Genomic DNA, 26,428 nt, shown 5'->3' with positions numbered 1-26,428 from the left:
GCGTCGGCAGATGCGACGCGCTCAGGCGACGTTGATCTTCTCGAAGATGCCCTCTGCGCCAATCTCCTTGGCGTAGGTGGCCATCACGGGGTCGGCGAGTTTCTTCATGGCGTCCCGCTCCTCGAAGGGAACGCGCTTGAGCTTGCCGGCCTTCTCGAGCGTGTCGAGCTTGATGACCTCTTCGCTCGATTCCAGCTGACGGCCGTAGTCGCCGGCTTCCTTGCCGGCCTTCATGATCGCGTCCTGCAAGTCCTTCGGCAACGTCTTCAGCGTCTTCACCGAGAAGCAGATCGGCCGGATCGAAACGGCATGCTGAGTGAGGCTGAGATGCGGGGCCACTTCGTAGAACTTCATCGCCTCGACGCCGGCCGCCTCGTTTTCGCCGGCCGATATCACGCCGTTCTGGATCGCATTGTAGATTTCGTTATAGGCGATCACCGTCGGGCTCATGCCGACGGCCGCAAAGGTCTTCGACCAGATCGGCGCGCCCTGCACGCGAACCTTGAGGCCCTTGAGGTCGGCGAGATTCTTGAGCGGCTTGTTGGCGAAGATATTGCGGATGCCGCCGCCGGAATAACCGATCAGAACCACCTCGGCTTTCGCCGCGACCTCGTCGGCGATCGGCGCCAGGATACTGGCTTCGACGACCTTGTTCATGTGCTCGATGCCCTTGAACACGAAGGGCGCATCGATGAACGGAGCCGCCTTGGCGAAGGTCGACATGTGGGCCGGCGAGACGATGCCGTAATCGACCGCCTTGCCCTGCGACATGTACTCGAAATACTGCTTCTCGAGACCGAGCGAGGAGTTCTTGTGTAGGGTGAAATTGACGGGCTTGCCGTAATATTTCTTCACTAGCTCCTCGAACCGGATCAGTGCCCGGTTGAAGGCATGGTCGTCGTTGAACTGGACCGCGCCGTTCAGCGTGATCGGTGCCTGCGCCCTGAGGATCGACGGCATGCCGATCGTGGCCGCCGCAGTGGTTGCACCGATACCAGCGAGGAATGATCGTCGCTTCATCGTCTCCCCTCCCTTTGATGCTCTGGCCCTGTTGCCGGGCCGTGCGCGCAGCCGGTATGCGGCTTGCGAGGGGAAGCGTATGAAAAACCCCGGCGGGACGAAAGTCATTTCGCACGCGCCGGAGGTACTCTTCGTCGCAGGACTGCTCCTGGACGACCTGTTGCACTGCAACTCGCGCTGCTGCCGGCGCGCAGCGGGTCGCATGGGCAACCTCCCCGCTCGCGCGGGATACCGGAAGACGTGCGGACCAGTGCGCTGCACGCAAGTGACCCGCGCGTCTTCCGCGACAGGCCCCTAGTGCATGTGGCCAATCAGATAAATGCCGCCACCGATCACCAGCACAGTTGGCACGGCCCACAAGATCAGAACTGGCATGTGTCATCCTCCTCAGTTCGACGTGCAGACCTTGACGGTCTTCATGCCGCTTTCGGCTTCGGTGCGCGACTTGTAGATCGTGCCCGAGGGGCTGACGACGGTCATGGACGAGTCCATCGGCTTCTTGTCGACGATGGTGCACTTCTTGGTCTTGACGTCCTGCACGACATAGAACTCGTCGGCAGCGAACGCCGGCAGGGACATTGCAGCAACCATCAGTGCCGCAGTTGCGATTTTCAGCTTCATCTTTCTCTCCTCCTCCAGTTCCGGGCATTCGGCCCGGTCGAGTCACAAACGGGAAAAAGCGGTAGTTTGTTCCTGGAGGCGGGAACGCCATGCACGGTGGGATGTTGTTGCGGCGCTTATTCCCATGAGGAGGACAAGATGAAGAAGCTGTTCCTGCTATCCGCGGCAGTGGTGATGATCTCGACCGGCGCGTTCGCGCAATCCACCGTGGTGACCACCACCGGAACCGGCCATGCGGCCGCCGTGCAGATCGAGCCGCAATATCGCACCAAGATCAAATCCTACGTCACCGAGCATCGCATCCGCCCGGTGACGACGAAGGAAAAGATCATCGTCGGCGCGACAGTTCCGAGCGAGGTCGAGCTCGAAGCCGTTCCGGCGGACTGGGGTCCGTCGCTGACGAAATATCGCTACGTCTGTTCTGGCGATCGCGTGATGCTGGTCGATCCCGGCTCGCGCACCGTCGTTCAGGAAATCGATTAAGGCGTAACGGACGGGTGGCGGCCCCAACGGCAGCCGCCCTTTCCGGAGTTCAGCGCATGAGATCGCATCGAGAAGCCCGGATCGCCGGGCTCAGCCTGGCGGCTGTTTACGCCATGTGTCTACTATTGACCGCAATCAGCATGACCTGAAGCGCAGGGCGTCCCGCAACTGCGCTGCAATATCGCTCTCCAAGACCGCTCGCCGCATGCGAAAATCGTGGCGCCGCGCAAAGCCCGCCCGTATGGTCCTGTTCAAAATCATAATCCGGTGCCGTTGCGCCGGAACCGGGACGCCCGCGTTTTGTCAAAGCTCACCCTGCCGGTCCGGCTTGCCCTTCTGGTCACGGGAACGATGTTGCCGCTGATCGTCTTCGCGGTCGGCCTTGCCTATTCCAACTACCGCCAGGACCGCAGTGACGCGACGCAGCGCGTCGTGGAGACGGTGCGAAGCATGCGCCTCGTGCTCGATTCCGAGGTGCAGCGGATGACCGGCGGCTTGCAGGTGCTCGCGCTGACGAACGCGCTGCGCGACGACGATTTCCCGAACTTCCGCCGCATCGCGCTCGGTTTCCTCGATCAGTACGGCAAGGGTGGCCTGCTGCTGATCTCCGACCGCAAGGGCCGCGTGCTGTTCTCCTCGGCGACGGAGGACACCGCAAGCCTGCCGCGGCGCAGCCATCTGGAGACCGTCGAGAAGGTGTTTGCGACCAAGGCGCCGCAATATTCCGACCTGTTCACCGGCGCGATCAACGGGCGACAGGTGTTGACCGTCGAGGTACCGGTCTTCCGCGACGGCGAGGTAATCTACGATCTCTGCTTCTCTCCGCCGGTCAGCATCTTCCAGGAGCTGGTCGAGAAGCAGCGGCCCGACCAGCAGTGGACGGTATCACTGCTCGACACCACCGGCACGGTGTTCGCCCGCGTGCCCAATCCCGGTGAGACCTTCGGCAAGCGCGCCTCGCCCTCGCTGTTTGCGGAAATGTTTCGCACGCCCGAGGCGAGCCTCTCCTCGATCTCGCTCGACGGCGTTGCGCTCGCGTCCGCCTACACGCGATCGCGACTGACCGGATGGACGATCGCCGCGGGCGTGCCGGAAAGCTCGTTGATCGCGCCGCTGTGGCGCAATATTGCGATCTCCAGCCTGATCGGCGGCGTGCTGCTATTGATCGGCCTCACCTTCGCGGTGCGGATGGCGACCACGATCGCGCGCGGCGAGATGCTGCACAATCTGCTGATCGAGGAGCTCAATCATCGCGTCAAGAACACGCTGGCCTTGATGCAGGCGATCGCGGTGCAGACCTTCCGCAGCGCCAGCCGCGACGAGCGGACCAAGTTCGAGGGACGGCTCGGCGCGCTCGCCGAGGCGCACAATCTGCTCAGCCAGGAGAAATGGGCGGGCTCGGAGCTGCGCGAGGTGATCGCCCGCGCGCTCCAGCCGTTCCTGCTCAGCAATCCCGACCGCATCCGCATGGCCGGACCCGACGTGCCGCTGTCGCCGCGGCTTGCCGTGGTGCTGTCGATGATCGTGCACGAGATCGCCACCAACGCCGCGAAATACGGCGCGCTGTCGAACGAGACCGGCCGGGTGACGCTGGACTGGGAGGTCATCGCCGATACACCGAAGCCGCGGCTAAGGCTGATCTGGACCGAGATCGGCGGGCCGCCGGTGACGGAGCCGGTGCGGCGCGGCTTCGGCTCGCGCCTGATCGAGCGCAGCGCCCGCGACCAGCTCGGCGGCGAGGCCACCGTCGACTTCCTGCCGCGCGGCGTGGTCTGCACGATCACCTGCGCGCTGGACGAGACGCGATGAACGAGGAGGATCGGCGATGAAGATCACGAAAGTTCGGGCACACATCCTCGAAGCAAAACTCTCGCAGCCCTTCGCCTATTCACGCGCCTGGTACGACACGCGTACCGCGATGCTGGTGGAGATCGAGACCGACGCGGGCCTGACCGGCTGGGGCGAGTGCTACGGCCCTGAGCGGATGACGGCGGCGGTGGTACAGAACATCGCGCCGTGGCTGATCGGCAAGGATCCGCTGCGCACCGACGTGCTGTGGCAGATGGTCTACGCGCGCCTGCGCGACCACGGCCAGAAAGGCGTCGTGATCCAGGGACTGAGCGGCATCGACATCGCGCTGTGGGACATCAAGGGCAGGCATTTTGGCGTGCCCGCCTACGTGCTTCTCGGCGGCGCGGCGCGCAAGGAGGTGCAGGCCTACGCGACCGGGCTCTATCGGCGCAAAGCGGGCGACCCGCTGAAATATCTCCCGGAGGAAGCCGCCGGTTATGCCGCCGAAGGTTTTCGCGCTGTGAAGCTGAAGGTCGGCTTCGGCATCGCCGAGGACGCCGCGGTGACGCGCGCCGTGCGGGAAGCGATCGGTGGCGATGTCGCGCTGATGGTCGACGCGAACCACGCCTATGACGCGGTTGCTGCGATCCGGCTCGGCCGCATGATCGAGCCCTGCGACATCGGGTGGTTCGAGGAGCCGGTGCCGCCGGAGGACGTCGCGGGCTACCGCGCGGTGCGATCCGCGCTCTCCATTCCCGTCGCCGGCGGCGAGTGCGAATTCACGCGCTTCGGCTTCCGCGACCTGTTTGCCTCGCATGCGCTCGACATCGCCCAGCCCGACACCTGCGCGGCCGGTGGCCTCACCGAATGCAAGAAGATCGCCGACATGAGCGAGGCGTTCGGCATCCGCTACAATCCGCATGTCTGGGGCACCGGCATCGCGATCGCGGCCTCGCTCCAGCTCCTCGCCGTGCTGCCCTCGCACACGCCGACGTCACTGACGCCGCTCGAGCCGCTGCTCGAATTCGACCGCACGGAACATCCGATCCGGCAGGCGATCTTGAAGACGCCGATCGAGCACGCGAACGGGGTCGTGCGCGTGCCGGATGGGCCGGGCCTCGGCATCGAGGTCGACCGCGAGGCGCTTGCGCGCTTTACAGTCGGCGCTTAGGCGTAGCGGGGGATCAGGTCAGCTCGGGAGCACCTTTGGAGCCGGGCTTGATGGCGGCCTGCACGGCATAGGCACCCGGCCCAAAAGAGGCAATGAGCGCAAGAGCGCCAAGCAGACCGAGATTCTTCAGGAAGTTGATGGTCTGCACGACGACCTGCGCCTCCGGCGCAGCCCAGAAATTGTGGAACATCAGCGTCGCCGCGATCGTGAACAGGAACAACACGAGCGCCGCCTGGCGCGCGAACAGGCCGAGCAGCAGGGCCGTCCCGCATCCAAGCTCGACCGCAACGGCGCCGGCGGCGAGGAGCATCCCGAATCCGTCCGCGCCTCCGGGCAGACGGCCGGCCGTCACGGCGAATGCCATCACCTTCCCGATGCCGCTGTAGAGAAATAGCGGCGCGATCGCGACACGCGCGAACAGAAGCACGAAGGCATCGGGCAAGCCCGTGGCCTCGGCGGAACGAGCGGATGTCGGCATTTCGGATCTCCTCTGATAAAGCCTAGTCAGTCAAAGTGTCGTTCTGGTCCCGAGCCCGATCGGCGCGCCCGCATCATTCCGCGGGCGCCGCGTCAGCGCTCGGGAGACGCCTTGCAGCGACAGCGCCAAGCGATCCGATCGCCAGCGCGCCGACGATGGACGCGCCGCCGATCGCCCAGAACACCGCGTCGGGGCCGCCGGTGATCTGCTGCAAGAGGCCGATGACATAGGGCCCGAGGATCGCGCCGACCCGGCCGATGCCCAGCTCCATCCCGACACCGCTGGCGCGGAAGCAGGTCTCGTACGAGCCGGCGGTGAAGTTGTTGAGGACGTGCTGCGCGCCGATGATGCAGAAGCCCGCAACGGCCACGATGGCCAGATTGACGCCGTGACCGCTGACGAAGACGAGCGCCAGCACGGCAATGCCGCCGGTGAGCCACCAGGTCGCGAGATAGCGCGGCGTCAGCGAAAAGTTGCGATCGGCCAGCATCGCGAGCGTGAGGCCGCCGATGAACGACATCGCCTGCATCAGCGCGCCGAAGCCGAACGAGGCCGCAAAGGTCTCCCCGCGCTTGAGCATGACCGTCGGAATCCACCCCGTGAGGCCGAAGATGGCAAACAGGCTGAGGAACGCCGTGACCCAGATCGTCAGCGAGACGCGGCGATAGCGCGGGCTCAGCAGCGCTCCGATCGTGCTCTGTGGCGGCTTGCTCTCGGCCGACGTGAACGTCGCGGTCCGGTAGACCGGCGCCCGCTCAGGCCGCAGCCGCGCGAGCAGCGCACGCAGCTCCGGGATCCGCGACCGGCTCGCCAGAAAGCGCGGGCTTTCGGGGAGAAGCGCATGCGCCACGAAGGTCAGCGGGATCGACAGCGCGCCGATGTAATAGAGGATCTGCCAGCCATAGTGCGGCGTCAGGAACACCCCGACGAGACCGGCGGCAACACCTCCGAGCGACCAGCCGAGCGTCACACCCCAGAGCGAGAACGTGTTGCTGACGCGCTTCGGCGCGAGCTCGTTGATGAAGGTCGTCCCCAGCGGGAGCAGCACGCCGAGGCCGAGCCCGGTGACGAAGCGAAGCGCGCAATAGCTCCAGAAATCGCTTGCGAGCACGGCCGTGAGCAACGTGAAGACGTTGACGATCCACAAGCCCGCGAGCAGCGTGCCGCGCCGGCCGAAGCGATCCGCCACGCTGCCGTGGCCGATCGCGCCGAACAGGAAGCCGACCAGGCCCGAGCTCACCAGAAATCCCGCCTGGCTCGGTGCAAGGCCCCAGGGCTGGGCCACATAGTGGATGACATAGGCCGGATTGAAGGTGTCATAGCCGTCGAACAGGGTGATGAGCGTGATCAGGATGCCGAGCAGCTTGTGGAACGGCCCGATCGGAGCGCCGGACAGTTCCTCATGCACGTCGATTTCGGACGAGATGCTCACGGGATTCCTCCATGGAAATTGATGATCTGTTCTGCTCTGCGGCAGATTGGATTGATGGCTCGCCGAGCCCGAACAGGGCGCGTGCGTTGTCGCGGCCGATCTTGATGCGGTCGCCTTCGGAGATCGCAGCCGTGTCGAACCAGTCGGCGGCGTGGTCGATGTTCTCGAACGGCCAGTCGGCGGAGAAGAGGATGCGATCGGCGCCGATCTCGAGCATGGCGTCGATCAGCGTCTGGGTGCGGAAATTGCCTGACGTCGTGATGTAGAAGTTTTCCCGGAAGTAGTCGGCGATCTTTCGCTTCGCCGGATAGGCATTCTGGGTCCGCATCCACTTGTTGTGATTGTCGACACGCCACATCGAATAGGGCAGCCCCTCCCCCATGTGACCGATGATGATCTGGAGCCGCGGATGGGCGTCGAACAGGCCCGAGCCCATCAGGCGCAAGGCGTGCACCGCGGTTTCCTGTCCGAACGCCCAGGTCGGCCCCAGCAGCCAGCGATGGCCCTCGTAGATCGCCGCGTCCTTCGCGAGCGGATTGCGCGGATGCAGATAGAAGGGGACGCCGAGGCGCTCGACCTCCGACCAGAACGGCCAGAACTCCTTGCGATCGTAATAGATGGCGTGATCGGTGCCGGCGAGCTCACTGAAGCCATTGACGAGCGCGCCACGAAAGCCGAGCGCGCTGACGCAGCGATCGAGCTCGCGCGCGGCCGCGTCGGGATCCTGCATCGGCAACGCCGCGAGGCCCTGGAAACGGTCGGGGCGCCTTGCGACCTGCTCGGCGAGAGAGTCGTTGGCGCGGCGCGACAGATCGATCGCGCGCTCGCGATCGGCAATGGCCTGCACCGCCGGCGCGTTCAGCGACAGCAGCATCATCTCGATGCCGTGGGCGTCCATCTCGGCAAGCCGGCGTTCATGAATGTCGAGCAGCCGCGCCTTGAGCTCGCGCCAGTCGTCGGCCGGCGCGAAGCCGGCGCTGTCCTGGACGGTGTCGTCCATCGCGAAATGCTCCTCGAGCGCAATCTTGCCCTGCATGGCGTCGTTCCTTCGGCTTTGCTTTCGGCGTTGACAAAGCAAAGCATCGGGCGCAAATACTTGTCAATGAGAAAGTTGCATTTGCAAATAATTGAGATGCAAATATTGCCCATGCGAAGGTCGGCGCTTATTCCGGGCGGAGCTCTCCTGCCAGGACACAAGCCCGGACCTAAACTCATGTATCGATTTTCGAATTCGCTTCCCTATCTGCTCGCCCGCCTCGGCGTGCGCATGGGCGACTTGTTCACGCGCGTGATCCGTCACGAGAAGTTGACGCTGCCGATGTATCGCGTGCTGGCCGCGCTCTCGGAGCAAGGCCATCCGCTCCGCCTCGGAGAGATCGCCGAGCTGACGTCGGCCGAGGTCTCCACCCTGTCGCGCATCGTTGCCGAGATGAGTCGCGCGGGCCTGCTGACGCGCGACCGGCCCGAGAACGACCAGCGCAGCCTCCAGGTCGCCCTGACGTCCAAGGGCGCGGAGCTCGCGGGACGGCTGATGCCGCTCGCCGCCTATTATGAAGAGGTCGTCACCGGCAGCATGTCCGCGAAAGAAGCGGCCGAGCTCAAGCGCGTGCTGGTCGAGCTCTACCACAACATTGATCGGCTCGAGCAGGAAGTCGAGGCCGGCCTGATCACCGTCGCGCCGCCGGTCCGGTCAAAGGACGTCCGCGACGAACGAGCCGAGATACGCGCCAAGGCGAGCCCGCCGCGCGGAAAGACATCAAGAAAATAGCGAGACAGGAGAGGACATGCGACAGGATCCCATCATCATTGCCGGCGGCGGCATCGGCGGACTTGCAGCCGCAATCGCACTGGCGCGGAAGGGCTTCCCTGTCACGGTCCTCGAGCGCGCATCGCGCTACCAGGAGATCGGCGCCGGCATCCAGCTTGGACCCAACGCATTCCACGCGTTCGATCGCCTGGGGCTCGGCGATGCCGCGCGCGCCATCGCCGTCTTCATCGACCAGCTCCGGCTGATGGATGCGATCTCCGCGGAAGAGATCACCAGCATCGATCTGACCAGCTATTTCCGCCGGCGCTTCGGCAACCCCTATGCGGTGGTCCATCGCGGCGATCTGCACGGCATCTTCGTCCGCGCCTGCGAAGCGCATCCCAACGTCAGCTTGAGAACCGACTGCGACATCGTCGGCTACGAACAGAACGGCGCGCGGGCCACGGCGCTGTTGAAATCCGGCGAGCGCATCACGGGGTGCCTGCTGATCGGCGCGGACGGACTCAGATCCCGCATTCGCCAGCAGATGGTCGGCGACGGCGCACCGCGGATCGCCGGCCATACCACCTATCGCTCGGTGATCCCGACCGAGCAGATGCCGGAGGATCTGCGCTGGAATGCGGCGACGCTGTGGGCCGGTGCCAAATGCCATCTCGTGCATTACCCCCTGTCGGGCTGGAAGGTGTTCAATCTCGCGATCACCTGTCACAACGATCCCACAGAAGCTTTCGCCGCAAGGCCGGTGACCCACGAGGAGGTCCTCGAGGGTTTTCGCGACGTGCATCCGCGCGCCAAGGCGATCATTCATCACGGCCGCGACTGGAAGGCGTGGGTGACCTGCGACCGCGATCCGACCGATCGTTGGATCGACGGCCGCGTCGTCCTGCTCGGCGACGCCGCGCATCCGATGCTGCAATATTTTGCGCAAGGCGCCTGCATGGCGCTGGAGGATGCGGTGTGCCTCGCCGAACGGCTCGCGGAGACCGAAGGCGACATCGCCCACGCGCTGGAGCGATACAGAAATGCCCGGATGCTGCGCACCGCGCGCGTCCAGCTTGGCGCGCGCGAGCTCGGCGACCACGTCTATCATCCCTCAGGCGTCCATGCGCTGCTGCGCAATCAGCTCATGCGCGAGACCAGCCTGGAGCGCTTCTGCGAAAACCTCGCCTGGCTCTACCAGGACCCGTTCTCCGAACGACCGGCGGCCGCCTGATTGGTGCTACCCGATCGTCTGGAGCGCCGGGAACGTCTCCAGCAGCCAGATGCTCACATTCGAGACCGCGCCGGTGAGGAAGCCGATGCCGGTGATCACCATCAGCACGCCCATGGCGCGCTCGACATTGACGAGCTGACCCTTCATACGTGCGAACAATTTCGAGAACTGCTCGATCATCAGCGCGGCGATCAGGAAGGGAATGCCGAGGCCCGCGGAATAGACCGCGAGCAGGCCTGCGCCCTTGGTCACGGTCGCTTCCGCCGCGGCGATCGAGAGGATCGCGGCGAGGATCGGACCGATGCAGGGCGTCCAGCCGAAGGCAAAGGCCAGGCCCATGACATAGGCGCCCCAGAGGCCGACGGGTTTTGGCGCAGTCAGGCGTCCCTCGCGCATCAGCAGGCCGATGCGCGTCAGCCCCAGGAAGTGCAGGCCCATGACGATGATCACGACGCCAGCGAGGATCGACAGCTCGGCCGACCAGGCGCGGATCAGGGAGCCGATCAGCGAGGCGCTGGCGCCGAGCGCCACGAACACGGTGGAGAAGCCGAGCACGAACAGCAGCGCCGCCATCATGATCGCGCGCTTGGAGGTCGAGGCCGGTTCCTCGCTCTCGACATGCTCGATCGTGGCGCCCGTCAGATAGATCAGATAGGGCGGAACCAGGGGCAAGACGCAAGGGGAGAGGAAGCTGACGAGGCCGGCAATCAGCGCCGCCGGGATCGAAACATTTTGCATGATGCAGTCGGAGCCATCTCAGGCTCTTGGGCCGCGCGCGGGGGATGCGCGCGCACCGGAGCCGAACGGCTCTGGTGTAGCCGATGCGGCACAATGCGCAACAGAGGCGCGATCAAACCAGGGCTCCTCCCGATGCCGTCTGCGATCACAGATACGGCATCGGGACGCGCACAAACCTCGCCAAAAAGCGAGATTCGGCGGCGCGGCTACTTCACCACGCGGAGCAGCGGACGCCGGGGCTGGTCCTGCGTCTGCTTGGACGGGGGCGGCGGTTCGCTTCCGGCGTTCCGCAGCATTTCGTCGCACAGCGCCTTGAGATCGGCACTGTCAATTCCTTTGAGCTTCATCCGCACGTCGAGAATGACGATGGACAGCAGTTCGGCCGACTCACGGCTGTTGATCTCGTTGAGGACCTTGCGGCACCCCTCGAGGGTTTCCAGCACCGACTGCAACTGTTCGTCTGAATGCGACACTTGCGTTCTTTCCGTTAATTCGGCCGGTGAGACGTGTTTGCGACCACCCCTTCGGCCCCCATGGGTCGCCGAAGATAGCATGAGGCCGTGGCGCCTCCGAACATGATTTCAGTGTGTTTCTGCCTTGAAACCGCGGTTTCGGCGAATATCGCCCGGCTACGCTGCCGGCCGCTGCCGAGGCGGCCCGTGGTCAAACGCCCGGCGCGCCGTGATTGATCCATCCCGAAGGGCCGCGCCAATCCTTGCGCAAGGACCACCATCGGGGGCAGCGCCGACAATCCCGCAGCCATGTCTCGGCTCGCAACGGAACTCACGCTACACCCCTCACCCGGGCAATTGTCCGCCCGATTCCCAGCCTTTGTCCCAGCTCCCGGCAGCACTCCAATACCTCCCGGTAGGTAGTAAGGATGACGTTCAAAACTCGTCATTCCCCAACCCGTCGTGGTTGTGGTTCGCGCCAGATTCTGCCAGTTTAGCGGACCGAAGGGACTTGTATGCACTCCTTGGCGGAAAGGGGCGTTCCTCTGGGGGAACGCCCGAAGACAAATCTCAGCGGCCTCTCGGATTGGGATGCGGCCCGCATATTTCTCGAAGTCGTCCGTTGCGGCAGTTTCCGTTCGGCGGCCGAACGCTTGTCGCTGTCGATCAACGCAGTGCGCCGCCGGATCGATGATTTCGAACGCCAGACCGGCGCCACCCTCTTCACCCGCGACGTCCACGGCACTCATCTGACCGACGAAGGCTCGCTTGTGGTGTCCGCCGTGGAGCGGATGGAGGCGGCCACCTTCGACGTGCTGCGCGCCAGCGATTCGATGGCCAACGTCCTGTCCGGCGAGGTCCGGGTCGCCGTCACCGAAGGGCTCGGCACATTCTGGCTCGCTCCGCGCCTCGTCGAATTCCAGCAGGCCTATCCCAAGATCCTGGTCGATTTGCATTGCGCGATGCGCTCGGCCGACGTCTCCCGCCACGAGGCCGACGTCGCCATCCACCTGTCGCGTCCTTCGGCGCTCGACATCAAGCTGGTGCGGCTCGGCCGCATGCATCTGATGTTCTGGGCGTCGGAAAAATACCTTGAGAAATACGGCACGCCGCGCTCGGCGGCGGAATTGATCAAGCACCGTTTGGTGCTGCAATTCGCCGACCAGCTCGCTGCCAAGGAAACATTCGAGAGCTTCTTCCCGGGCGTTCAGGAACGTGACCTCCTGGTCATGAAGACCAACGTCTCGAGCGCCAACTACTGGGCGGTCGCGAACGGCGCCGGAATCGGCGTATTCCCGAGCTACGCCATTGCGCTTGGCGGGAAGTTGATTCCACTGGAGGTCGAATTGAACCGACCGCTGGATATCTGGTTGTCCTACCATCCCGGTAGCGGCCGGATTCCACGCGTGCGGCACATGATTGACTGGCTGATCGAGGCTTTCAATCCGGCTCGCTTCCCGTGGTTTAAGGAAGAGTTCGTGCATCCGCATGAATTCAAGGACTCGTATATGGGCGAACCCCTGACCCAGCTCTTCGGGGGATTTTCAACCGAAGAACAAAGGTGAAAACTAAAATGAAAGCAGCGGCGAAAAGGATGAAGCAGCGCAGTGCCGGCAAGCCGGACATTGAGCTTGGCAAACGGATCCGTCTGCGGCGTGTCGAGATGAAGATCTCGCAGGCCGAGCTGGGCGAGAAGCTCGGCGTCAGCTTCCAGCAGGTCCAGAAATACGAGAAGGGCGTCAATCGTGTCGGCGCAGCTCGGCTTCAGCAGATCGCCTCCGCGCTCGATGTGCCCGTGACCTTCTTCTATGACGGCGACAACAAGGCTCGCGAAGTCGAAAGCCTCCTGTTCCTGGACTCCGCTTTCAGCCTCCGCCTGCTGCGCGCCTACAGCAAGATCAAGGACCAGACGGTGCAGCGTCAGCTCGTCTCGCTGATGGAATCGATCGCAGCGAACGAGGGCTGAGATCGGGTCTGGCTGCTACGGCCGATGTTCAATCCGCCGCGTCGCGGGGACGTGGCTGGATTGAACGAGACCGACGGCATCAGATTTGGGCTCGCGCGCGTGCGCGCGGCCTTTCTCGGGGCGGCTTGGCCGCCCTTTTTTCTTGGCTATTGAGCCGCCATTCGTCGCGGATATCGCGAACCCATCCCACCCCTGGCGCGACCCAATCGAGAAGCCCCGCATCGGACGCGCGGGGTTTTCGCCTGCCGAATGGGACGTCAACTCAGGTGCCGTAATTTCCCGCCGGTTTGACCAATCGGCGCAAGCGGCGCGGCGGGCCTTGGAATTGCCAATGCGAGGGCCCGTTGCGGGCCTCGTTCTCAGGGGGAAGACGGGACACATGTCGAAACGCGTTGCGATGATCATTGCCCTCGGCGTGCTCACGAGCGCCTCCGCGCTGGCGCAGACGGAGACCATTGGACAGGCCGGGCCCAAGCCGGCGACATCAGCCACGGTGCCGGCCGCGGCGAACCCGGCCCATGCGGCTGCGCCGAAAGCGGCCGCGTCGACGCCCGCCTCGACGGCGGAGAGCCGCTCGGCTGCAGCCCTCGCGATGACGCATGAGCCAACCTATGACGAGGGCTCTGCCCAGCGCATCAAGGATGCGGCGCTGAGCTATTCGGACCTCGCCGTGCGCGGCGGCTGGCCGACGATCCCGGCAGACGCCAAATTCGCTGTCGGCGTCCAGGGCGCCAACGATGATCTGTTGCGCAAGCGGCTGATCGTCTCCGGCGATCTCTCGGCCGAGAAGGCGACCGGCGCCTTCGACCAGGATCTCGCGGACGCCGTGAAGCGTTTTCAGGCCCGTCATGGCCTCGCCCCGACCGGCATGATGACGCCGCGCACGATCGCGGCGATGAACGTGCCGGTGCAGAAGCGCATTCGGCAGCTCGAGGCTTCGCTGCAGCGGCTCGAGAACATGAATTTCGGCTTTGGCCAGCGCTATGTCGTGGTCAACATCCCCGCCGCCTTTGCCGAAGCGGTCGAGAACGACGTCGTGGTGCGGCGCTATCGCGTCATCGTCGGCAAGACCGAAAAGCCCTCGCCGACGCTGACAGCGCAAATCACCAGCGTCGTGCTCAACCCGACCTGGACGGTGCCGGCCTCGATCGCCAAGACCGAGATCTCCGCGCATATGCGCAAGGACCCGACTTATCTGTCGCGCATGCACATGGAGGTGCTCGATGCCCACGACAATCCGATCGATCCGCATTCGGTCGACTGGTCGGGCACGCACACGCCGAACTTCACCGTGCGCCAGCACAACGGCAGCTTCAACGCGCTCGGTGCGGTGAAGATCGACATGCCGAATTCCTATTCGGTCTACATGCACGACACCAATCAGCGCAATCTGTTCAGCGACGACTATCGCTTCGATTCCCACGGCTGCTCGCGCGTCGACAATGTGCGCGATCTCGCGGCCTGGCTGCTCAAGGACCAGCCGAAATGGAGCCGCGCCGCGATCGACGCGGAGATCGCCAGCGGACAGCATCTCGACGTCGCCATGGCGAAGAAGGTGCCGGTGGCCTGGATCTATCTAACGGCGTGGATGACCAAGGACCAGACCGTCCAGTTCCGCAACGACGTCTATAACCAGGACGAGCAGCTGCTGGAGGCCACCGCCGAGGAGGCGGCGTTCTTCAGCAATGCCGGCAGCCATCCGCTGACCGCGCACATGCACGTGACCCAATAAGCGCCTCTCGCGCCATGCAATCGCGGCACAGGCGGGTGCAAAGCCGCATGCCTTGCCGCGGTTGACCTGGGCCCTGTCGGGGCCGCACATTGCGCTTCGCAATGACGAGCGAGCGCGCGATGCCTGACACTTCCAGCCCGACCGAAACACCTTACGCCGACGGCAAGATCCTCAAGCAGGTCACCGACGGCGTCGGCGTCATCATCTTCAACAATCCCGACAAGCGCAATGCGATGTCGCTGGAGATGTGGGAGGGATTTGGCGAGGCGCTGACGGCCTTGCGCGACGACGATGCGGTCCGCGTCGTGATCCTGCGCGGCGCCGGCGGCAAGGCCTTCGTGTCGGGCGCCGACATCAGCCAGTTCGAGAAGACGCGCCACAATGCTGCGGCGTCGGAGGAATACAGCAAGCGCAGCGCCGCCCAGCGCGCGCTGCTCGCCGACTATCCCAAGCCGACCATCGCCTGCATCCAGGGCTTCTGCCTCGGCGGCGGCATGCAGGTCGCGATGCTCGCCGACATCCGCATCGCCGCGCATGACAGCCAGTTCGGTATTCCCGCCGCGAAGCTCGGCATCGCCTATGGCTTTGACGGCTTGAAGCACCTGGTCTCGCTCGTCGGCCCGTCCTGGGCGCGGCTTCTGATGTACACCGGCATGCGGATCGATTCCGCCGAGGCGCTGCGCATCGGCCTCGTCGAGCGCGTGTTCCCCGATGATCAGCTCTGGGGCGAGACCATGGCGGTGGCCGAAACGATCGCGCACAACGCCCCGCTCGCGATCAAGGCCGCGAAGCTCACCATCGCGCAGGTATTGAAGGACGAAAGCCAGCGCGACATGAACGCGATCAAGGCGATCGGCAACGCCTGCATGGACTCGGCAGATTTTCGCGAGGGCCGTCAGGCCTTCATGGAGAAGCGCAAGCCGAAATTTTCGGGGAAATAACACCGTCGTTGCTGCGGGCGCAGCCCTCTCCCCATCGTCATTGCGAGGAGCGCAGCGACGAAGCAATCCAGACTCTCGCCGTGGAAAGACTCTGGATTGCTTCGCTACGCTCGCAATGACGCGCGGAGAGATCGCGGAACTTCCGACGAAGCTGAACCGTTATTCAGGAAGATTAAATTCCTCTCCTTCCCGCATCGCGATAGCAACTACTTGATCCGCCGCAAGTTCTCTCGCCACCAACGAGGGAGATTGCGATGAAACTGAAATTTGCTGTTCTCGGTCTGGCTGCCCTGGGCGGAGCTGCGCTGGCGTCGGGACAAGCGCTCGCGGCGATGCCGAACGGCATTCCGCAGGCCGACAAGGTCGCAAGCGGCCCGGCGGCGAATGTCGACCAGGTGCGCATGGTCTGCAATGCCTGGGGCCGCTGCTGGTGGCGTCCGAACTACTATGGCGCCTATGGTTACTATGGCGGCCCGCGACGCTTCTACGGTGCACGCCCGTGGGGCTACGGCCATCGCCACTGGCGCCGCTGGTGAGCAACGAAGGGGCCGCAAGGCCCCTTTTCTTTTCGCGACTGTCTACAGCGCTCCCAGCACCGCTTTCGTGATATCCGCCGTGCCGTTGCTGCCGCCGAACTCCATCGGCTTGATGCCGCCGGCATAGACCTGGTCGATGGCGCGCTCGATGGTCTCGCCGGCTTCCGCTGCGCTTTCGACGCCGTGCTTGTCGGCGAGCCAGTCCAGCATCATCGCCGCCGACAAGATCATGCCGGTGGGATTGGCCTTGCCCTGCCCCATGATATCGGGCGCAGTGCCGTGGCACGGCTGGAACACGGCGTATTTGTCGCCGATGTCGGCCGACGGCGCCATGCCGAGGCCGCCGATCAGGCTCGCGGTGATGTCGGAGACGATGTCGCCGAACATGTTCTCCATCACCATCACGTCGAAATCCCAGGGCCGCTTCACCAGCATCGCCGAGCAGGCATCGACATAGAGGCGATCGGTCTTCACACCAGGATGCTTCTTCTCGATCTCGTCGAAGATGCTGCGGAAGAACGCAAAGGCCTTGAACACGTTCGCCTTGTCGACGCAGGTCAGCGCACCCGGCTTGCCGCGCGCCTTGCGCCGCTCGGCGAGGCGGAACGAGAACTCGAACAGGCGCTCGGAGGTCTTGCGCGTGATCACCATGGTCTCGCGCGCGTCCTCGTGGGTGACGACGCCCTTGCCCATCGAGGCAAACAGGCCTTCGGTCGACTCGCGGATGACGACGAGATCGATGCCGCGCTGGTCAGCGCCGACGATCGGACTCGGAACGCCGGGAATGAGACGCGCCGGACGCACCCCGGCATAGAGGTCGAAGATGAAGCGCAGCTCGATCTGCGGCGCGATCTCGGTGTTGTCCGGATAGCGCACCGACGGCAGGCCGCAGGCGCCGAGCAGGATCGCGTCTGCCTCCTCGCAGAGCTTGATGGTGGAGTCGGGCATCGACTTACCGGTCGCGAGATAATTGTTGGCGCCGGCCGGCGCCTCGGTGAAGCGGAAGCGCAAGTCCGATTTCTGCTCGATCTTGCGCAGCACCTCGATGGCCGGCGCCATGACTTCGGGACCGATGCCGTCACCGGCGAGCACGGCAATGTGGAAGGCGTTGTTTGCGGACATGGGGGTTCCTGAGAGAGAGTCGTCATTCCGGGGCGGTCCACAGGACCGAACCCGGAATCTCGAGGTTCCGGGTTCGATGCTCCGGGCCGCGCTTCGCGGTCCCGTTGCATCGCCCCGGAACGACAGACACACTACGGCGTCAGCACCGTGCGGCCGACCACCGCGCCCTGCTGCAATTGCAGCAGCGCGTCGTTGGCCTTGGCAAGCGGGGCCGTCGTCACCGGGATCGGCGGCACCTTCTTGGTGCGGACGAGGTCGAGCAGCTCCTGCGTCTCGCGCAAGTTTCCGACATAGCTACCCTGGATCGTCACCGCCTTGATCGGAATCAGCGGCAGCGCCCAGGTCGCGCCACCGCCGAACAGGCCGACGATGATGAGCTTGCCGCCCTTGGTGAGGCAGTCGAAGCCGAGCTGCGTGGTGGCGGCATTGCCGACGAGATCGATCACGGCGCGGATCGGGCCGCCCGCTTTCTTCGCAAGCTGCTCCAGCGCATCCGGCGCCTTCGGATCGACGGTGGCGAGCGCGCCGGCCTTCTCCGCCGCCTCGCGCTTCCTGGCGTCGATGTCGACCATGATCGCGCCCTTGCCGCCCATCGCCTTCAAGAGCGACAGCGCCATCAGGCCGAGCCCGCCGGCGCCGAACATCACGATCGGCGTGTCGAAATGCTGCTCGACCTTCTTCAGCGCGCTGTAGGTGGTCACGCCCGAGCAGGCATAGGGCGCGGTCGTCGCGGGATCGAGTCCCTTCAGATTGAGCAGATAGCGCGGATGCGGCACCAGCATGTGATCGGCATAACCGCCGTCGCAATAAACGCCGAGCGAGCGCGGCGTCAGGCACATGTTCTCGTCGCCGGCGAGGCACGTGGCGCACTTGCCGCAGCCGATCCAGGGATAGACGAGGCCGACATCGCCGAGCTTGAGGTCGCCCTGGTCGGTCGGCTTGACGTCGGGACCGAAGGCGAGGACTTCGCCGACGGTCTCGTGGCCCATGGTCAGCGGCAAATTGATGCCGCGGTCCTTCAGCGACAGCGGCTTGCGGCCGTGGCCGAGATCGTAGCCGCCTTCCCAGATGTGGAGGTCGCTGTGGCAGACACCGGCGGCCTTCACCTTGATCAGCACCTGCGTGCCCGACGGCTGCGGCGTGGCTTCGTCGAACTCCCGCAGCGGCGCCTTGAAATCGGCAACCTTGAAACTCTTCATCGGCGTCCTCCCGCATGCTTCTTGTTGTCGCGCCAGCATGCCATGGCAGGCCGGGCGAGACAAACCTGGACCTGTCTAGTTGACACCGGTGGACCGTGGCAAGCCGCACGCCTGCAGGGCCGGATTGCTTGCCGCAGAACGATATTCGTCAGCCCTGCGCGGCGGTCTTGCCGGGCGGAATAGACGCGTCGGTGAGTCCGACCTCGTCGCGCAATTCGCGCGTGTGCTCGCCGAGCACGGCCATCGTCCTGCCCGGCGTGGTGTCGGCGCCCGACATCCGGAACGGCAGATTGAGCACCTGGAACGAGCCGCCTTCGTCCTCGACCGGCGAGAGCGCCCGGCGATGCGCGAGCTGCGGATCGGCCAGCGCCTCGGCCACGGTGCGATAGGCCGACGCCGGCACGCCGGCCGCGGCAAGCGCAGCGAGACAGGCCTCGGTCGATAGCTGCCGCGACCAGGCTTCGACGCCGTCCATCAGCTCAGCCCAATTGTCGCGGCGCGCGCCATAGGTGGCGAAGCGTGCGTCAGTGATCCATTCGGGGCGGCCGATCACCTCCATCAACAACTGGAACGTCTTCTCGCTCGCGATCGTGATCATGACATAGCCGTTCGCGGTCTCGGTCGGCCCGAACATCGGCCGCGGCGGCGGCTTGACCGCAAATTGCGAGCTCTGCAATTCGATCACCGTCAGGCTCAGCATCGACTCCAGCATGGAGACGTCGATGTGCTGGCCCTGCCCCGTCACGGTGCGCTGATAGAGCGCGGAGGCAATCGCGCCGAAGCCGTAGGTGCCGGTGACGACGTCGGCATGATAGATGCCGCAATAATCAGGGCGGTTGCGGCCGGGCTGGTAGGCGAGATGCGCCATGTCGTAGCCGGAGGCCGCGTGGATCACCGGCGCATAGGCCGGAAGCTCGGCGGACGGCCCGGTCTGGCCGTAGCCGGAGATCGAGCAGTAGATCAGCCTCTCGTTGACCGGACGCAGGCTGTCGTAGTCGAGCCGCAGCCGGCGCATCACGCCGGGGCGGAAGTTCTCGACCAGGATGTCCGCGGTCGCGGCCAGCCGGCGGACCGCCTCCCTGCCGTCCTCCGACTTGAGGTCGAGCACCACGCTCTTCTTGCCGACGTTGAGCTGACCGAACACGGTGCTGCAGCCCTTGCGCAGCGGCGGCCGGGTCCGCATCGTCTCGCCGCCGTCGGTCTCGATCTTGATGACCTCCGCCCCCATGTCGGCAAGCATGCGCGCGCAGTGGGGGCCGGCGATGGTGGTCGAAAAATCCAGGACCCTGAGGCCGGCGAAGGCCTTTGTCGTCGTCCCCTCATGCTTATCTGCTAGCTGCATGCCTGCCGCGTCCTCGCCTGTGTCCTTGAGTCGCTTAGGAACAATCAATTGTTCTCTATTGTTGGTGCGTCGACCCTAGAGGGCGGCGGCTGAGTAGGAAAGTCTTTACCGAACGGACGCGACGTGTAGGCGGGCTTGGGAATTCCAGGACAACTGGACCCGTTCTTGCATAGCAGCAAACGGGATCGGAAGAGGGCAGCTGTTCTTGAGGGTCTTGTTCGTTACGACAGAGATGGACGACTTCGTCCGCGTCGGCGGGCTCGGCGCCGTTTCCGCCGCCCTGCCCCGCGCGCTCCGACCCTTTGCCGATATCCGGGTGATGCTGCCCGGCTACCGCGACATCATCGAACAACTCACGCATATTCAGATCGTTGGCCGCTGTCCCGCCTTCGCCGAGATGCCGGCCTGTTCGCTCGGCCGGGCCGCGACCAAGGACGGCCTGCCGGTCTATGTGCTGTTGTGCTCACAACTCTACGACCGGCCCGGCAACCCCTATGGCGACGAGTCCGGGCACGATTGGCCTGACAACGACATCCGCTTCGCGCGCTTTGCCTCGGCCGCAGCTGAGCTGGCCATGGGCAAGCTGGACAAGAATTGGGCAGCAGACCTGATCCACGCCAATGACTGGCAGGCCTCACTGGTGCCCGCCTATCTCGCCTGGCGCGGCGCCAAGCTACCGTCGATCCTGACCATCCATAACCTCGCCTATCAGGGCCTCTTCCCGAAGGACTCGCTGCGGCGGATCGGCGCACCGGAAAGCTCCTTCCATATCGACGGCGTCGAGTTCTACGACCAACTCTCCTTCCTGAAAGCGGGCCTGGTCTACGCCTCGCACCTCACCACCGTCAGCGGCACCTATGCGCGCGAGATCACGACGGAGGAATTCGGCTGCGGCCTCGAAGGCCTGCTCCGCGTCCGCTCGGACGCCTCCGAGCTCACCGGCATCCTCAACGGCATCGACGAGAGCTGGGACCCGCGCTATTGCGCCCAGCTCGCCCAACAGTTCGGCGCCGGCGACTGGGTCGGTAAGAGGGCCAATGCGGATTACGTGCGCAAGCAGTTCGGCCTTGCGGTCTCGCGCGGGCCGATGTTCGCGATCGTCGCCCGCCTCGTGCACCAGAAGGGCATCGACCTCGTGCTCTCGGCCGCCGACGAGATCGTCGATGCCGGCGGCCAGATCGTAGTCACTGGCTCCGGCGAGCCGGCGCTCGAGCAGGCCCTGATCAACGCGCATCGCCGCCGCCCCGACGCCATCGGCGTCACCATCGGCTTCAACGACGCCCAGGCGCGGCGCATTTTTGCGGGCAGTGATTTCACCTTGATGCCGTCGCGGTTCGAGCCCTGCGGCCTCAGCCAGATGTACGCCCAGCGCTTCGGCTCGCTGCCGATCGGCCACCAGACCGGCGGCCTTGCCGAGACCATCACCGATGGTGAAACAGGATTCCTGTTCTCAAGACCTTCGCACGAATCCTTCCTTGGCGGCGTCCGCCGCGCCTTCGAGGCCTTCATGGCCCATGACCAGCTCGACACCATGCGCCGCAGCGCCATGGGCCGCTCGTTTTCGTGGAGCATCTCGGCGGGCAGCTACAGCGCGCTTTATCGGAAGCTGGCGTCGGTGTGAGGCCGGGGCGCTACACATACTCCGTCATTGCGAGCGGAGCGAAGCAATCCAGACCGCCTCCGTGGGAGGACTCTGGATTGCTTCGCTGCGCTCGCAATGACCACGTGGAGAGAGTGTCCGCCTCAAACTCCTCTCTCGTGCCCCAGACGCAGCGCAGCGCGTCGCCCTTTGCGACGTGGTGCGCTGCTGAGCCGAGGCCCATCTCTCGCGAAGTTCGTGGCCCTGGGTCCCGGCTCTGCGCCGCAACGCTCCCGCGTTGCGGCTTGTCCGGGACACAAGAGATTGGGCCTCACCCCTTCCCGCGCTGATCCATCTGCGGCCGACCGATCCAGGCGCGGTTGAGGCAGCGGGTCATCCAGTCGGGCTGAACCTCGCCCCGCAAGCGCGCCTGCGCTTCCTGATAGGGGCTGGCATAGCGCAGCCTGTCGGGCAGTTTCGGATAGACGCGCCGGATCCATCGCAGCGCGCGGTCGGCAGACCTGACGTCCCGCTCGTCGAGCGTAAGATCGAAGCCGGCGCGCAGGCGCTCCGGCAGCATCCTCGCCGTCTGCGCACGATACCAGCGCGGCGGCCGCAGCCACGGACGTGCGCCGTCAAGGATCTGCGCGGCGATCTCGCGCGCGGCCGGGCTGACCGTCAGCGTCTCCGACTGCGCCATTGCCGCGGTGTAGGCCGCAAAGCCAGCCCAGTCCGGCGGCAGATCATCGCCCGTCAGCCCGAACAGCGCGCCAAAGGTCCGGCTCTCCGTCCAGTAGCGCTCGCGTTCCTCGATCGAGAGCGGCGGCAGAACCAAATCGTGTGCCATCAGCGCAGACTCGGTCAGCGTGGCATGAACCCAGCGCAGCGACGGGATGTCGTTGGCGCAGTAACGCGAGCCGGCCGCGAAAGGGCCGACGGTCTCGGGCATCTCGCCGACGATCATGGTGTGGCGCCGATGCAGTTGCCGGGCCGACAGCAAGGCACGGTCGAGCGAGCCGAACACCATGGCGAAGACGACGTCGAAGGTGCGATGGAAGCGACCGATCGGATCGGCAAGCGTGGTCGAGTGCTCGGCGATGGCGGCCGCGACCCAGGGATGCGCCAGTTGCAGCAGCAGCGCGCGGCCGGCGCCGAGAAAGACGGCGGCCTCGCGGTCGATCCGCCAGGTCAGCGTGTCAGGACCGAACACGCCCGCAACCGGCCCCGCCGCATCAGCACGGACCTTGTCGAGAGCGAATTCCAGATCGTTCGCGGACACCAATTGCAGGACCTTTCGAGGTCGAACCAAGGCCGACGATCCGCGCGGCCTGTGGCAATTCGATGAAGCGCGCGATCGCTTATGGCCCTATTCCGCAGCCATCGGCATCTCGTCCGTATGCTCGTGCAGCACCACGCCGGCGAGCGGATCGAATTCGCCGATCCACGGCCTGCGCGCCAGCACCGACTTCGTGTGGGCATAGCCGGCGTGCCAGCGCCGCGTGATGCCGGACGGGCTGAAGTCGATGTCCTTGGTGTGGGTCTCGCGCTCGAGCTGCGGCGCCAGCAGCCGCACCACATGCATGCGGGTCGGACAGCCGTAGCTCATCAGCTCCATCACCGCGGGATCGTTGCGCTCGCCTTCGGGCAGCCGCGCGGCAAGCTGATTGATGACGTGGCGCAGGCGATGGGCCTGCTGCTGGCGCACGATTTGGCTGGCGATGCGGCTGGAATATTGCACGTCCTTGTGCCGGTTCAGCACCTCCGCCATCGTGGTCGGCTCGGGGCCGACGGGATTCCACAGATGCACGGAGAAGATCAGCGAATCCCTGCGCGGGTTGTCGTCGAACACGGCTTCCGTCGGCGTGTTCGACAGGATGCCGCCGTCCCAATAGAGTTCGCCATCGATGCGCACGGCCGGGAAAGCCGGCGGCAGCGCGCCCGAGGCCATCACGTGCTGCACCGTCAGCTCGCCGTCGCGGCTGTCGAAATAGCGCATCTCGCTGGTGCCGACATGGGCCGCACCGACCGTCAGGCGCGGCGCGCAGCGATTGGCCAGATCGAAATCGACCAGCTCGCTCAGCGTCGTCTCCAGCGGCGCGCTCGAATAATAGCCGGCGTGATCGGCGCCCAGCGGATAGGAATCCCCGGCATGCGCCAGCGGATTGGGACGAAAGAAACCCGCGATGCCGTGGGTCACGGTCGACCAATAGGCCAGCTTCTCATTGAAACCGGGAAACGCGGCGCGCCAGTCCCAGACCGGCTGCTGCTCCATCCGCTTCCAGAATTCCCTGAGACGCGCGAGCCGGTTCTGCGGCGCGTTGCCCGCAATGAGGCTGGCGTTGATCGCACCGATCGAGGTGCCGATGATCCAGTCCGGCTCGATGCCTGCCTCGTGCAGCGCCTGGTAGACCCCGGCTTGGTACGAGCCGAGCGCGCCGCCACCCTGAAGCACGAGAACGACCTGACCCGGCAGGTCCATACTCTTTCGTTGCGGGTTGTCCTGCATGCCGTTCATGTCTCGCTCCTGTCGAGCCTATGGTTATCATTCGTCCGGCGTAAGGCCATTGTTACGTCTTGCCGTTGTCCGCGATTGTCGGGCCTTTTGGAAATGCCGGCTGGCTTCCGAAACCATACGCGCGTGCTATTGCCGCCAGCATATCATTTCCCGCCCCGATCGGTTAGATTTCCGGCCGATCTCGCCGGGAGCCGATCCATGGAAATGCATCAGGTCCGCTATTTCCTCGCGGTTGCGCAACTGTTGAATTTCACGCGCGCCGCAGAGGAGTGCAACGTGACGCAGCCCTCATTGACGCGCGCGATCAAGCAGCTCGAGGCCGAGCTCGGCGGCGACCTGTTCCGGCGCGAAAGGCCCGCGGCGCAATTGACCGAGCTCGGCCAGCGCATGCATCCGCTGCTGAAGCAGTGCTACGACGCCGCGGCCGGCGCACGCTCACTCGCCTCTTCATTCAAGAGCGGAGAAATTGGCGCGCTCCGTATCGCGCTCACGCATTCGATCGACCTCGCGCTTCTGATTCCGCATCTCAGCGAGATCAAACGGCAGTTCAACCGGCTTGAGCTTCGCTTCCTGCGCGGCTCGAGCCGCGAGGTCGCCGAGTTCCTGAAGAAAGGCGAAGCCGAGCTTGGCATCGCCGCCGAGATCGACGAGTCCTGGGAGCGGCTCGACGTCTGGCCGCTGTTCACGGAGGGTTTCGAGCTCGTCGTCAGCAGCGGACACCGGCTCGCCGGCCGCTGCAACGTCGAACTCGACGATCTGCGCGCCGAGCAGTTGCTGGGCCGGACGTTCTGCGAGCACTCCAGCCGGATCGCTGCAAGCCTGCGCGAGCACGGCATCGAGCATGGACACGAGATTTCGAGCGAGCGCGATCTGATCGAGCTGGTCGAAGCCGACGTCGGTGTCGCCATGGTGCCGCACACGTCAACCGTGCCGGAGAAGCTGACGCGCACTGCGGTCACGGGGCTGGACGCCCGCCGCACCGTCAGCCTTTACGGAGTGGCCGGCCGTCAGCGCACAGCGGTCGCCAACGCCGTGATGCGGATGCTGCGCGGTGCGGACTGGCGGGAAATCGCGGGGTAGGGTCAGAATGATAGCGCGAGATCTAGCCTCTCGCGCGCTCCAGCGCTGCTAGCAGATCGTCGATCTCCATGCGCTTGCGGAAATCCGGATCAACGAAACGCGCTTTGACAATCCCATCGCGACCGACCACGAACACGGCCGGGATCGGCAGCATCCAGCCGTCATTGCCGTGAAATTTCGCCATGTCCTGATAAGACAGCAGGTCCTGGATTTCGGTACCGAGCCAGATCGCGAGATTGAGCGACAGCGCATAGCCGTTGTCGAGATCGGTCAGGACCGGAAATGGCGCGCCGGACTCGGCCTTGAGCTGCCGCGCATATTCCTGCGTCTCCGGCATGATCGCGACGACGCGCGCGCCCATGGCCTCGATGCGGTCGAGCGCCTGGACGACCGCGCGGACGTTGAGCCGGCAATAGGGGCACCAATGCCCACGGAAAAACATCACCGCGACCGGGCCAGTCTTCAGCAGCGCAGTCAGGGTGACGAGACGTCCGCTGTCGTCCGGCAGCATGAATGGCGGCATCGCATCGCCCGGGCGCGGCGCGGTCTCGCCACCGCCGTTTCCGCCCAATCGCGTCACCAGGCGATCGACCGCCTCGCCATAGGCCGGGAAGACCTCGCGGCTGGCATCGGCATAGGCGCGGAGCTGTTCGTTCAGTGTGCCGTCCATATCGCGGCAGCGCAGGAAGGCAGACTTGAGCCGCTCGGCGTCGGTTGGCGAGAGAGACGTCATCTTCCGCTCCGGCATTCGTGAGGTGAATATTAGTTCCCTGGTTCGGCCGCCCGCAAGGGGGCGGCCGCAACGCCGGGACCGGTTCAGTTCACGTAGAAATTGCCGGTCGGATCGAGCCGCCCCGAGGTCGAGTACAGCGTGCCGTTGTCCATGAAGAAGACGGTGTTCTCCGGCACTTTCTTCGCGTTCTTCATCATGGCCTCGTGGTTCTTCTCGGCCGGGGCCATGGCCATCGCCGACATCTTGCCGGGGCCGCCATAGACATAGGCCATGCCGGCCTTGAAACCCCAGGTCGCCTCCGAGAAGGCCGATGTAGCGATCACCGCGAAGGCGGCGGTAAAGATCAGGGTCTTTGACACTTTCGTCATGAGATGCTCCTCCGGATTGACGTGAACGCCCGCCAATCGGGCGCACTGCCATCGGACGCCAGACACAGGAGAAGCGGAAATGCCGATGCCCAATCGGTTCGATAGCCGATGTGCATCAACATAGCGCCCAGCTATCGCATCGAGAGCA

26 protein-coding genes are annotated in these 26,428 nt (G+C 64.9%); 12 read left to right on the top strand and 14 right to left on the bottom strand.

What is annotated here, in order from left to right:
* Positions 1-21: 21 nt before the first annotated feature.
* Entirely contained in the window at positions 22-1,020 is a 999-nt protein-coding gene (locus WN72_RS14870) for a TRAP transporter substrate-binding protein (RefSeq protein WP_092214801.1), read from the bottom strand.
* A 387-nt stretch (positions 1,021-1,407) separates the two neighbouring features.
* Entirely contained in the window at positions 1,408-1,641 is a 234-nt protein-coding gene (locus tag WN72_RS14865; protein ID WP_027558485.1) for a hypothetical protein, read from the bottom strand.
* Positions 1,642-1,779: 138 nt separating this feature from the next.
* On the opposite strand from WN72_RS14865, the gene WN72_RS14860 reads away from it, so the two are divergent.
* The 3 genes from WN72_RS14860 to WN72_RS14850 all read left to right on the top strand — a co-directional run bounded on the left by WN72_RS14860 (position 1,780) and on the right by WN72_RS14850 (position 5,086).
* Positions 1,780-2,124 carry a DUF1236 domain-containing protein gene (locus WN72_RS14860; protein ID WP_092214799.1) on the top strand — a complete coding sequence of 115 codons (345 nt, stop codon included), beginning with the start codon at positions 1,780-1,782 and terminating at the stop codon, positions 2,122-2,124.
* A gap of 351 nt (positions 2,125-2,475) precedes the next feature.
* Positions 2,476-3,933 (top strand): sensor histidine kinase, encoded by a 1,458-nt coding sequence (locus tag WN72_RS14855; RefSeq protein WP_092214987.1) that lies wholly within the window; start codon positions 2,476-2,478, stop codon positions 3,931-3,933.
* Between the two features lie 16 nt (positions 3,934-3,949).
* Positions 3,950-5,086 carry a mandelate racemase/muconate lactonizing enzyme family protein gene (locus tag WN72_RS14850; RefSeq protein ID WP_092214796.1) on the top strand — a complete coding sequence of 379 codons (1,137 nt, stop codon included), beginning with the start codon at positions 3,950-3,952 and terminating at the stop codon, positions 5,084-5,086.
* A gap of 13 nt (positions 5,087-5,099) precedes the next feature.
* Here WN72_RS14850 and WN72_RS14845 read toward each other — a convergent pair whose 3' ends face one another.
* The 3 genes from WN72_RS14845 to WN72_RS14835 form a co-directional block, all read right to left on the bottom strand.
* Complete coding sequence (locus WN72_RS14845; RefSeq protein WP_092214793.1) at positions 5,100-5,564, bottom strand: DoxX family protein; 465 nt, start codon at positions 5,562-5,564, stop codon at positions 5,100-5,102.
* Between the two features lie 73 nt (positions 5,565-5,637).
* On the bottom strand, positions 5,638-6,996 hold the full coding sequence (locus WN72_RS14840; protein WP_027558481.1) for an MFS transporter: 1,359 nt from the start codon (positions 6,994-6,996) through the stop codon (positions 5,638-5,640).
* Positions 6,965-8,032 (bottom strand): amidohydrolase family protein, encoded by a 1,068-nt coding sequence (locus WN72_RS14835; protein WP_092214790.1) that lies wholly within the window; start codon positions 8,030-8,032, stop codon positions 6,965-6,967. The genes WN72_RS14840 and WN72_RS14835 overlap by 32 nt, the downstream gene beginning before the upstream one ends.
* A gap of 177 nt (positions 8,033-8,209) precedes the next feature.
* Between WN72_RS14835 and WN72_RS14830 the strand changes: the two genes are divergently transcribed.
* Positions 8,210-8,764, top strand: coding sequence for a MarR family winged helix-turn-helix transcriptional regulator (locus WN72_RS14830; RefSeq protein WP_051378005.1), 555 nt, complete (start codon positions 8,210-8,212; stop codon positions 8,762-8,764).
* A 16-nt stretch (positions 8,765-8,780) separates the two neighbouring features.
* A complete protein-coding gene (locus WN72_RS14825) occupies positions 8,781-9,977 on the top strand; it encodes a 3-hydroxybenzoate 6-monooxygenase (RefSeq protein ID WP_092214784.1) in 1,197 nt (398 codons plus the stop codon).
* A 6-nt stretch (positions 9,978-9,983) separates the two neighbouring features.
* Here the strand turns inward: WN72_RS14825 and WN72_RS14820 are convergent, their stop codons facing one another.
* Positions 9,984-10,715: a cytochrome c biogenesis CcdA family protein gene (locus tag WN72_RS14820; RefSeq protein WP_084334233.1), complete on the bottom strand. Its 732-nt coding sequence runs from the start codon at positions 10,713-10,715 to the stop codon at positions 9,984-9,986.
* A 206-nt stretch (positions 10,716-10,921) separates the two neighbouring features.
* Positions 10,922-11,188: a hypothetical protein gene (locus WN72_RS14815; RefSeq protein ID WP_027558477.1), complete on the bottom strand. Its 267-nt coding sequence runs from the start codon at positions 11,186-11,188 to the stop codon at positions 10,922-10,924.
* A 494-nt stretch (positions 11,189-11,682) separates the two neighbouring features.
* On the opposite strand from WN72_RS14815, the gene WN72_RS14810 reads away from it, so the two are divergent.
* The 5 genes from WN72_RS14810 to WN72_RS14790 all read left to right on the top strand — a co-directional run bounded on the left by WN72_RS14810 (position 11,683) and on the right by WN72_RS14790 (position 16,342).
* On the top strand, positions 11,683-12,732 hold the full coding sequence (locus WN72_RS14810) for a LysR family transcriptional regulator (RefSeq protein WP_027558476.1): 1,050 nt from the start codon (positions 11,683-11,685) through the stop codon (positions 12,730-12,732).
* Between the two features lie 29 nt (positions 12,733-12,761).
* The gene (locus WN72_RS14805) at positions 12,762-13,133 is read left to right on the top strand and encodes a helix-turn-helix domain-containing protein (RefSeq protein ID WP_027558475.1); all 372 of its coding nucleotides are present in this window, start codon (positions 12,762-12,764) and stop codon (positions 13,131-13,133) included.
* 379 nt (positions 13,134-13,512) lie between these two features.
* Positions 13,513-14,865, top strand: a complete 1,353-nt coding sequence (locus tag WN72_RS14800) for a L,D-transpeptidase family protein (protein ID WP_092214779.1) — start codon at positions 13,513-13,515, stop codon at positions 14,863-14,865.
* Positions 14,866-14,984: 119 nt separating this feature from the next.
* On the top strand, positions 14,985-15,806 hold the full coding sequence (locus WN72_RS14795) for an enoyl-CoA hydratase (protein ID WP_027558473.1): 822 nt from the start codon (positions 14,985-14,987) through the stop codon (positions 15,804-15,806).
* 254 nt (positions 15,807-16,060) lie between these two features.
* Complete coding sequence (locus tag WN72_RS14790; protein ID WP_027558472.1) at positions 16,061-16,342, top strand: hypothetical protein; 282 nt, start codon at positions 16,061-16,063, stop codon at positions 16,340-16,342.
* Between the two features lie 42 nt (positions 16,343-16,384).
* On the opposite strand, the gene WN72_RS14785 is transcribed toward WN72_RS14790, so the two are convergent.
* The 3 genes from WN72_RS14785 to WN72_RS14775 all read right to left on the bottom strand — a co-directional run bounded on the left by WN72_RS14785 (position 16,385) and on the right by WN72_RS14775 (position 20,005).
* Positions 16,385-17,464: an isocitrate/isopropylmalate dehydrogenase family protein gene (locus WN72_RS14785; RefSeq protein WP_027558471.1), complete on the bottom strand. Its 1,080-nt coding sequence runs from the start codon at positions 17,462-17,464 to the stop codon at positions 16,385-16,387.
* A 131-nt stretch (positions 17,465-17,595) separates the two neighbouring features.
* Entirely contained in the window at positions 17,596-18,663 is a 1,068-nt protein-coding gene (locus WN72_RS14780; protein ID WP_092214776.1) for an alcohol dehydrogenase, read from the bottom strand.
* Between the two features lie 148 nt (positions 18,664-18,811).
* Complete coding sequence (locus tag WN72_RS14775; protein WP_092214774.1) at positions 18,812-20,005, bottom strand: CaiB/BaiF CoA transferase family protein; 1,194 nt, start codon at positions 20,003-20,005, stop codon at positions 18,812-18,814.
* A gap of 205 nt (positions 20,006-20,210) precedes the next feature.
* Here WN72_RS14775 and glgA point away from each other — a divergent pair, with 205 nt between their 5' ends.
* Positions 20,211-21,626: a glycogen synthase GlgA gene (gene glgA, locus WN72_RS14770; protein WP_092214771.1), complete on the top strand. Its 1,416-nt coding sequence runs from the start codon at positions 20,211-20,213 to the stop codon at positions 21,624-21,626.
* Between the two features lie 289 nt (positions 21,627-21,915).
* On the opposite strand, the gene WN72_RS14765 is transcribed toward glgA, so the two are convergent.
* Together WN72_RS14765 and WN72_RS14760 are read right to left on the bottom strand one after the other, a co-directional pair.
* The gene (locus WN72_RS14765) at positions 21,916-22,866 is read right to left on the bottom strand and encodes an oxygenase MpaB family protein (protein ID WP_167380746.1); all 951 of its coding nucleotides are present in this window, start codon (positions 22,864-22,866) and stop codon (positions 21,916-21,918) included.
* An 84-nt stretch (positions 22,867-22,950) separates the two neighbouring features.
* Positions 22,951-24,099, bottom strand: a complete 1,149-nt coding sequence (locus WN72_RS14760) for a patatin-like phospholipase family protein (RefSeq protein ID WP_092214767.1) — start codon at positions 24,097-24,099, stop codon at positions 22,951-22,953.
* Between the two features lie 198 nt (positions 24,100-24,297).
* On the opposite strand from WN72_RS14760, the gene WN72_RS14755 reads away from it, so the two are divergent.
* A complete protein-coding gene (locus WN72_RS14755) occupies positions 24,298-25,179 on the top strand; it encodes a LysR family transcriptional regulator (RefSeq protein WP_167380740.1) in 882 nt (293 codons plus the stop codon).
* A 22-nt stretch (positions 25,180-25,201) separates the two neighbouring features.
* Here the strand turns inward: WN72_RS14755 and WN72_RS14750 are convergent, their stop codons facing one another.
* Positions 25,202-25,912, bottom strand: coding sequence for a peroxiredoxin-like family protein (locus WN72_RS14750; protein WP_092214978.1), 711 nt, complete (start codon positions 25,910-25,912; stop codon positions 25,202-25,204).
* Positions 25,913-25,995: 83 nt separating this feature from the next.
* Complete coding sequence (locus WN72_RS14745) at positions 25,996-26,280, bottom strand: hypothetical protein (RefSeq protein ID WP_167380739.1); 285 nt, start codon at positions 26,278-26,280, stop codon at positions 25,996-25,998.
* Positions 26,281-26,428: the final 148 nt, after the last annotated feature.

The sequence above is a fragment of the Bradyrhizobium arachidis genome, from assembly GCF_015291705.1.
In the GTDB taxonomy this organism is placed as follows: domain Bacteria; phylum Pseudomonadota; class Alphaproteobacteria; order Rhizobiales; family Xanthobacteraceae; genus Bradyrhizobium; species Bradyrhizobium arachidis.
Note: the sequence above shows the minus strand (reverse complement) of the source record. Positions and strands in the feature narration are given on the sequence as shown.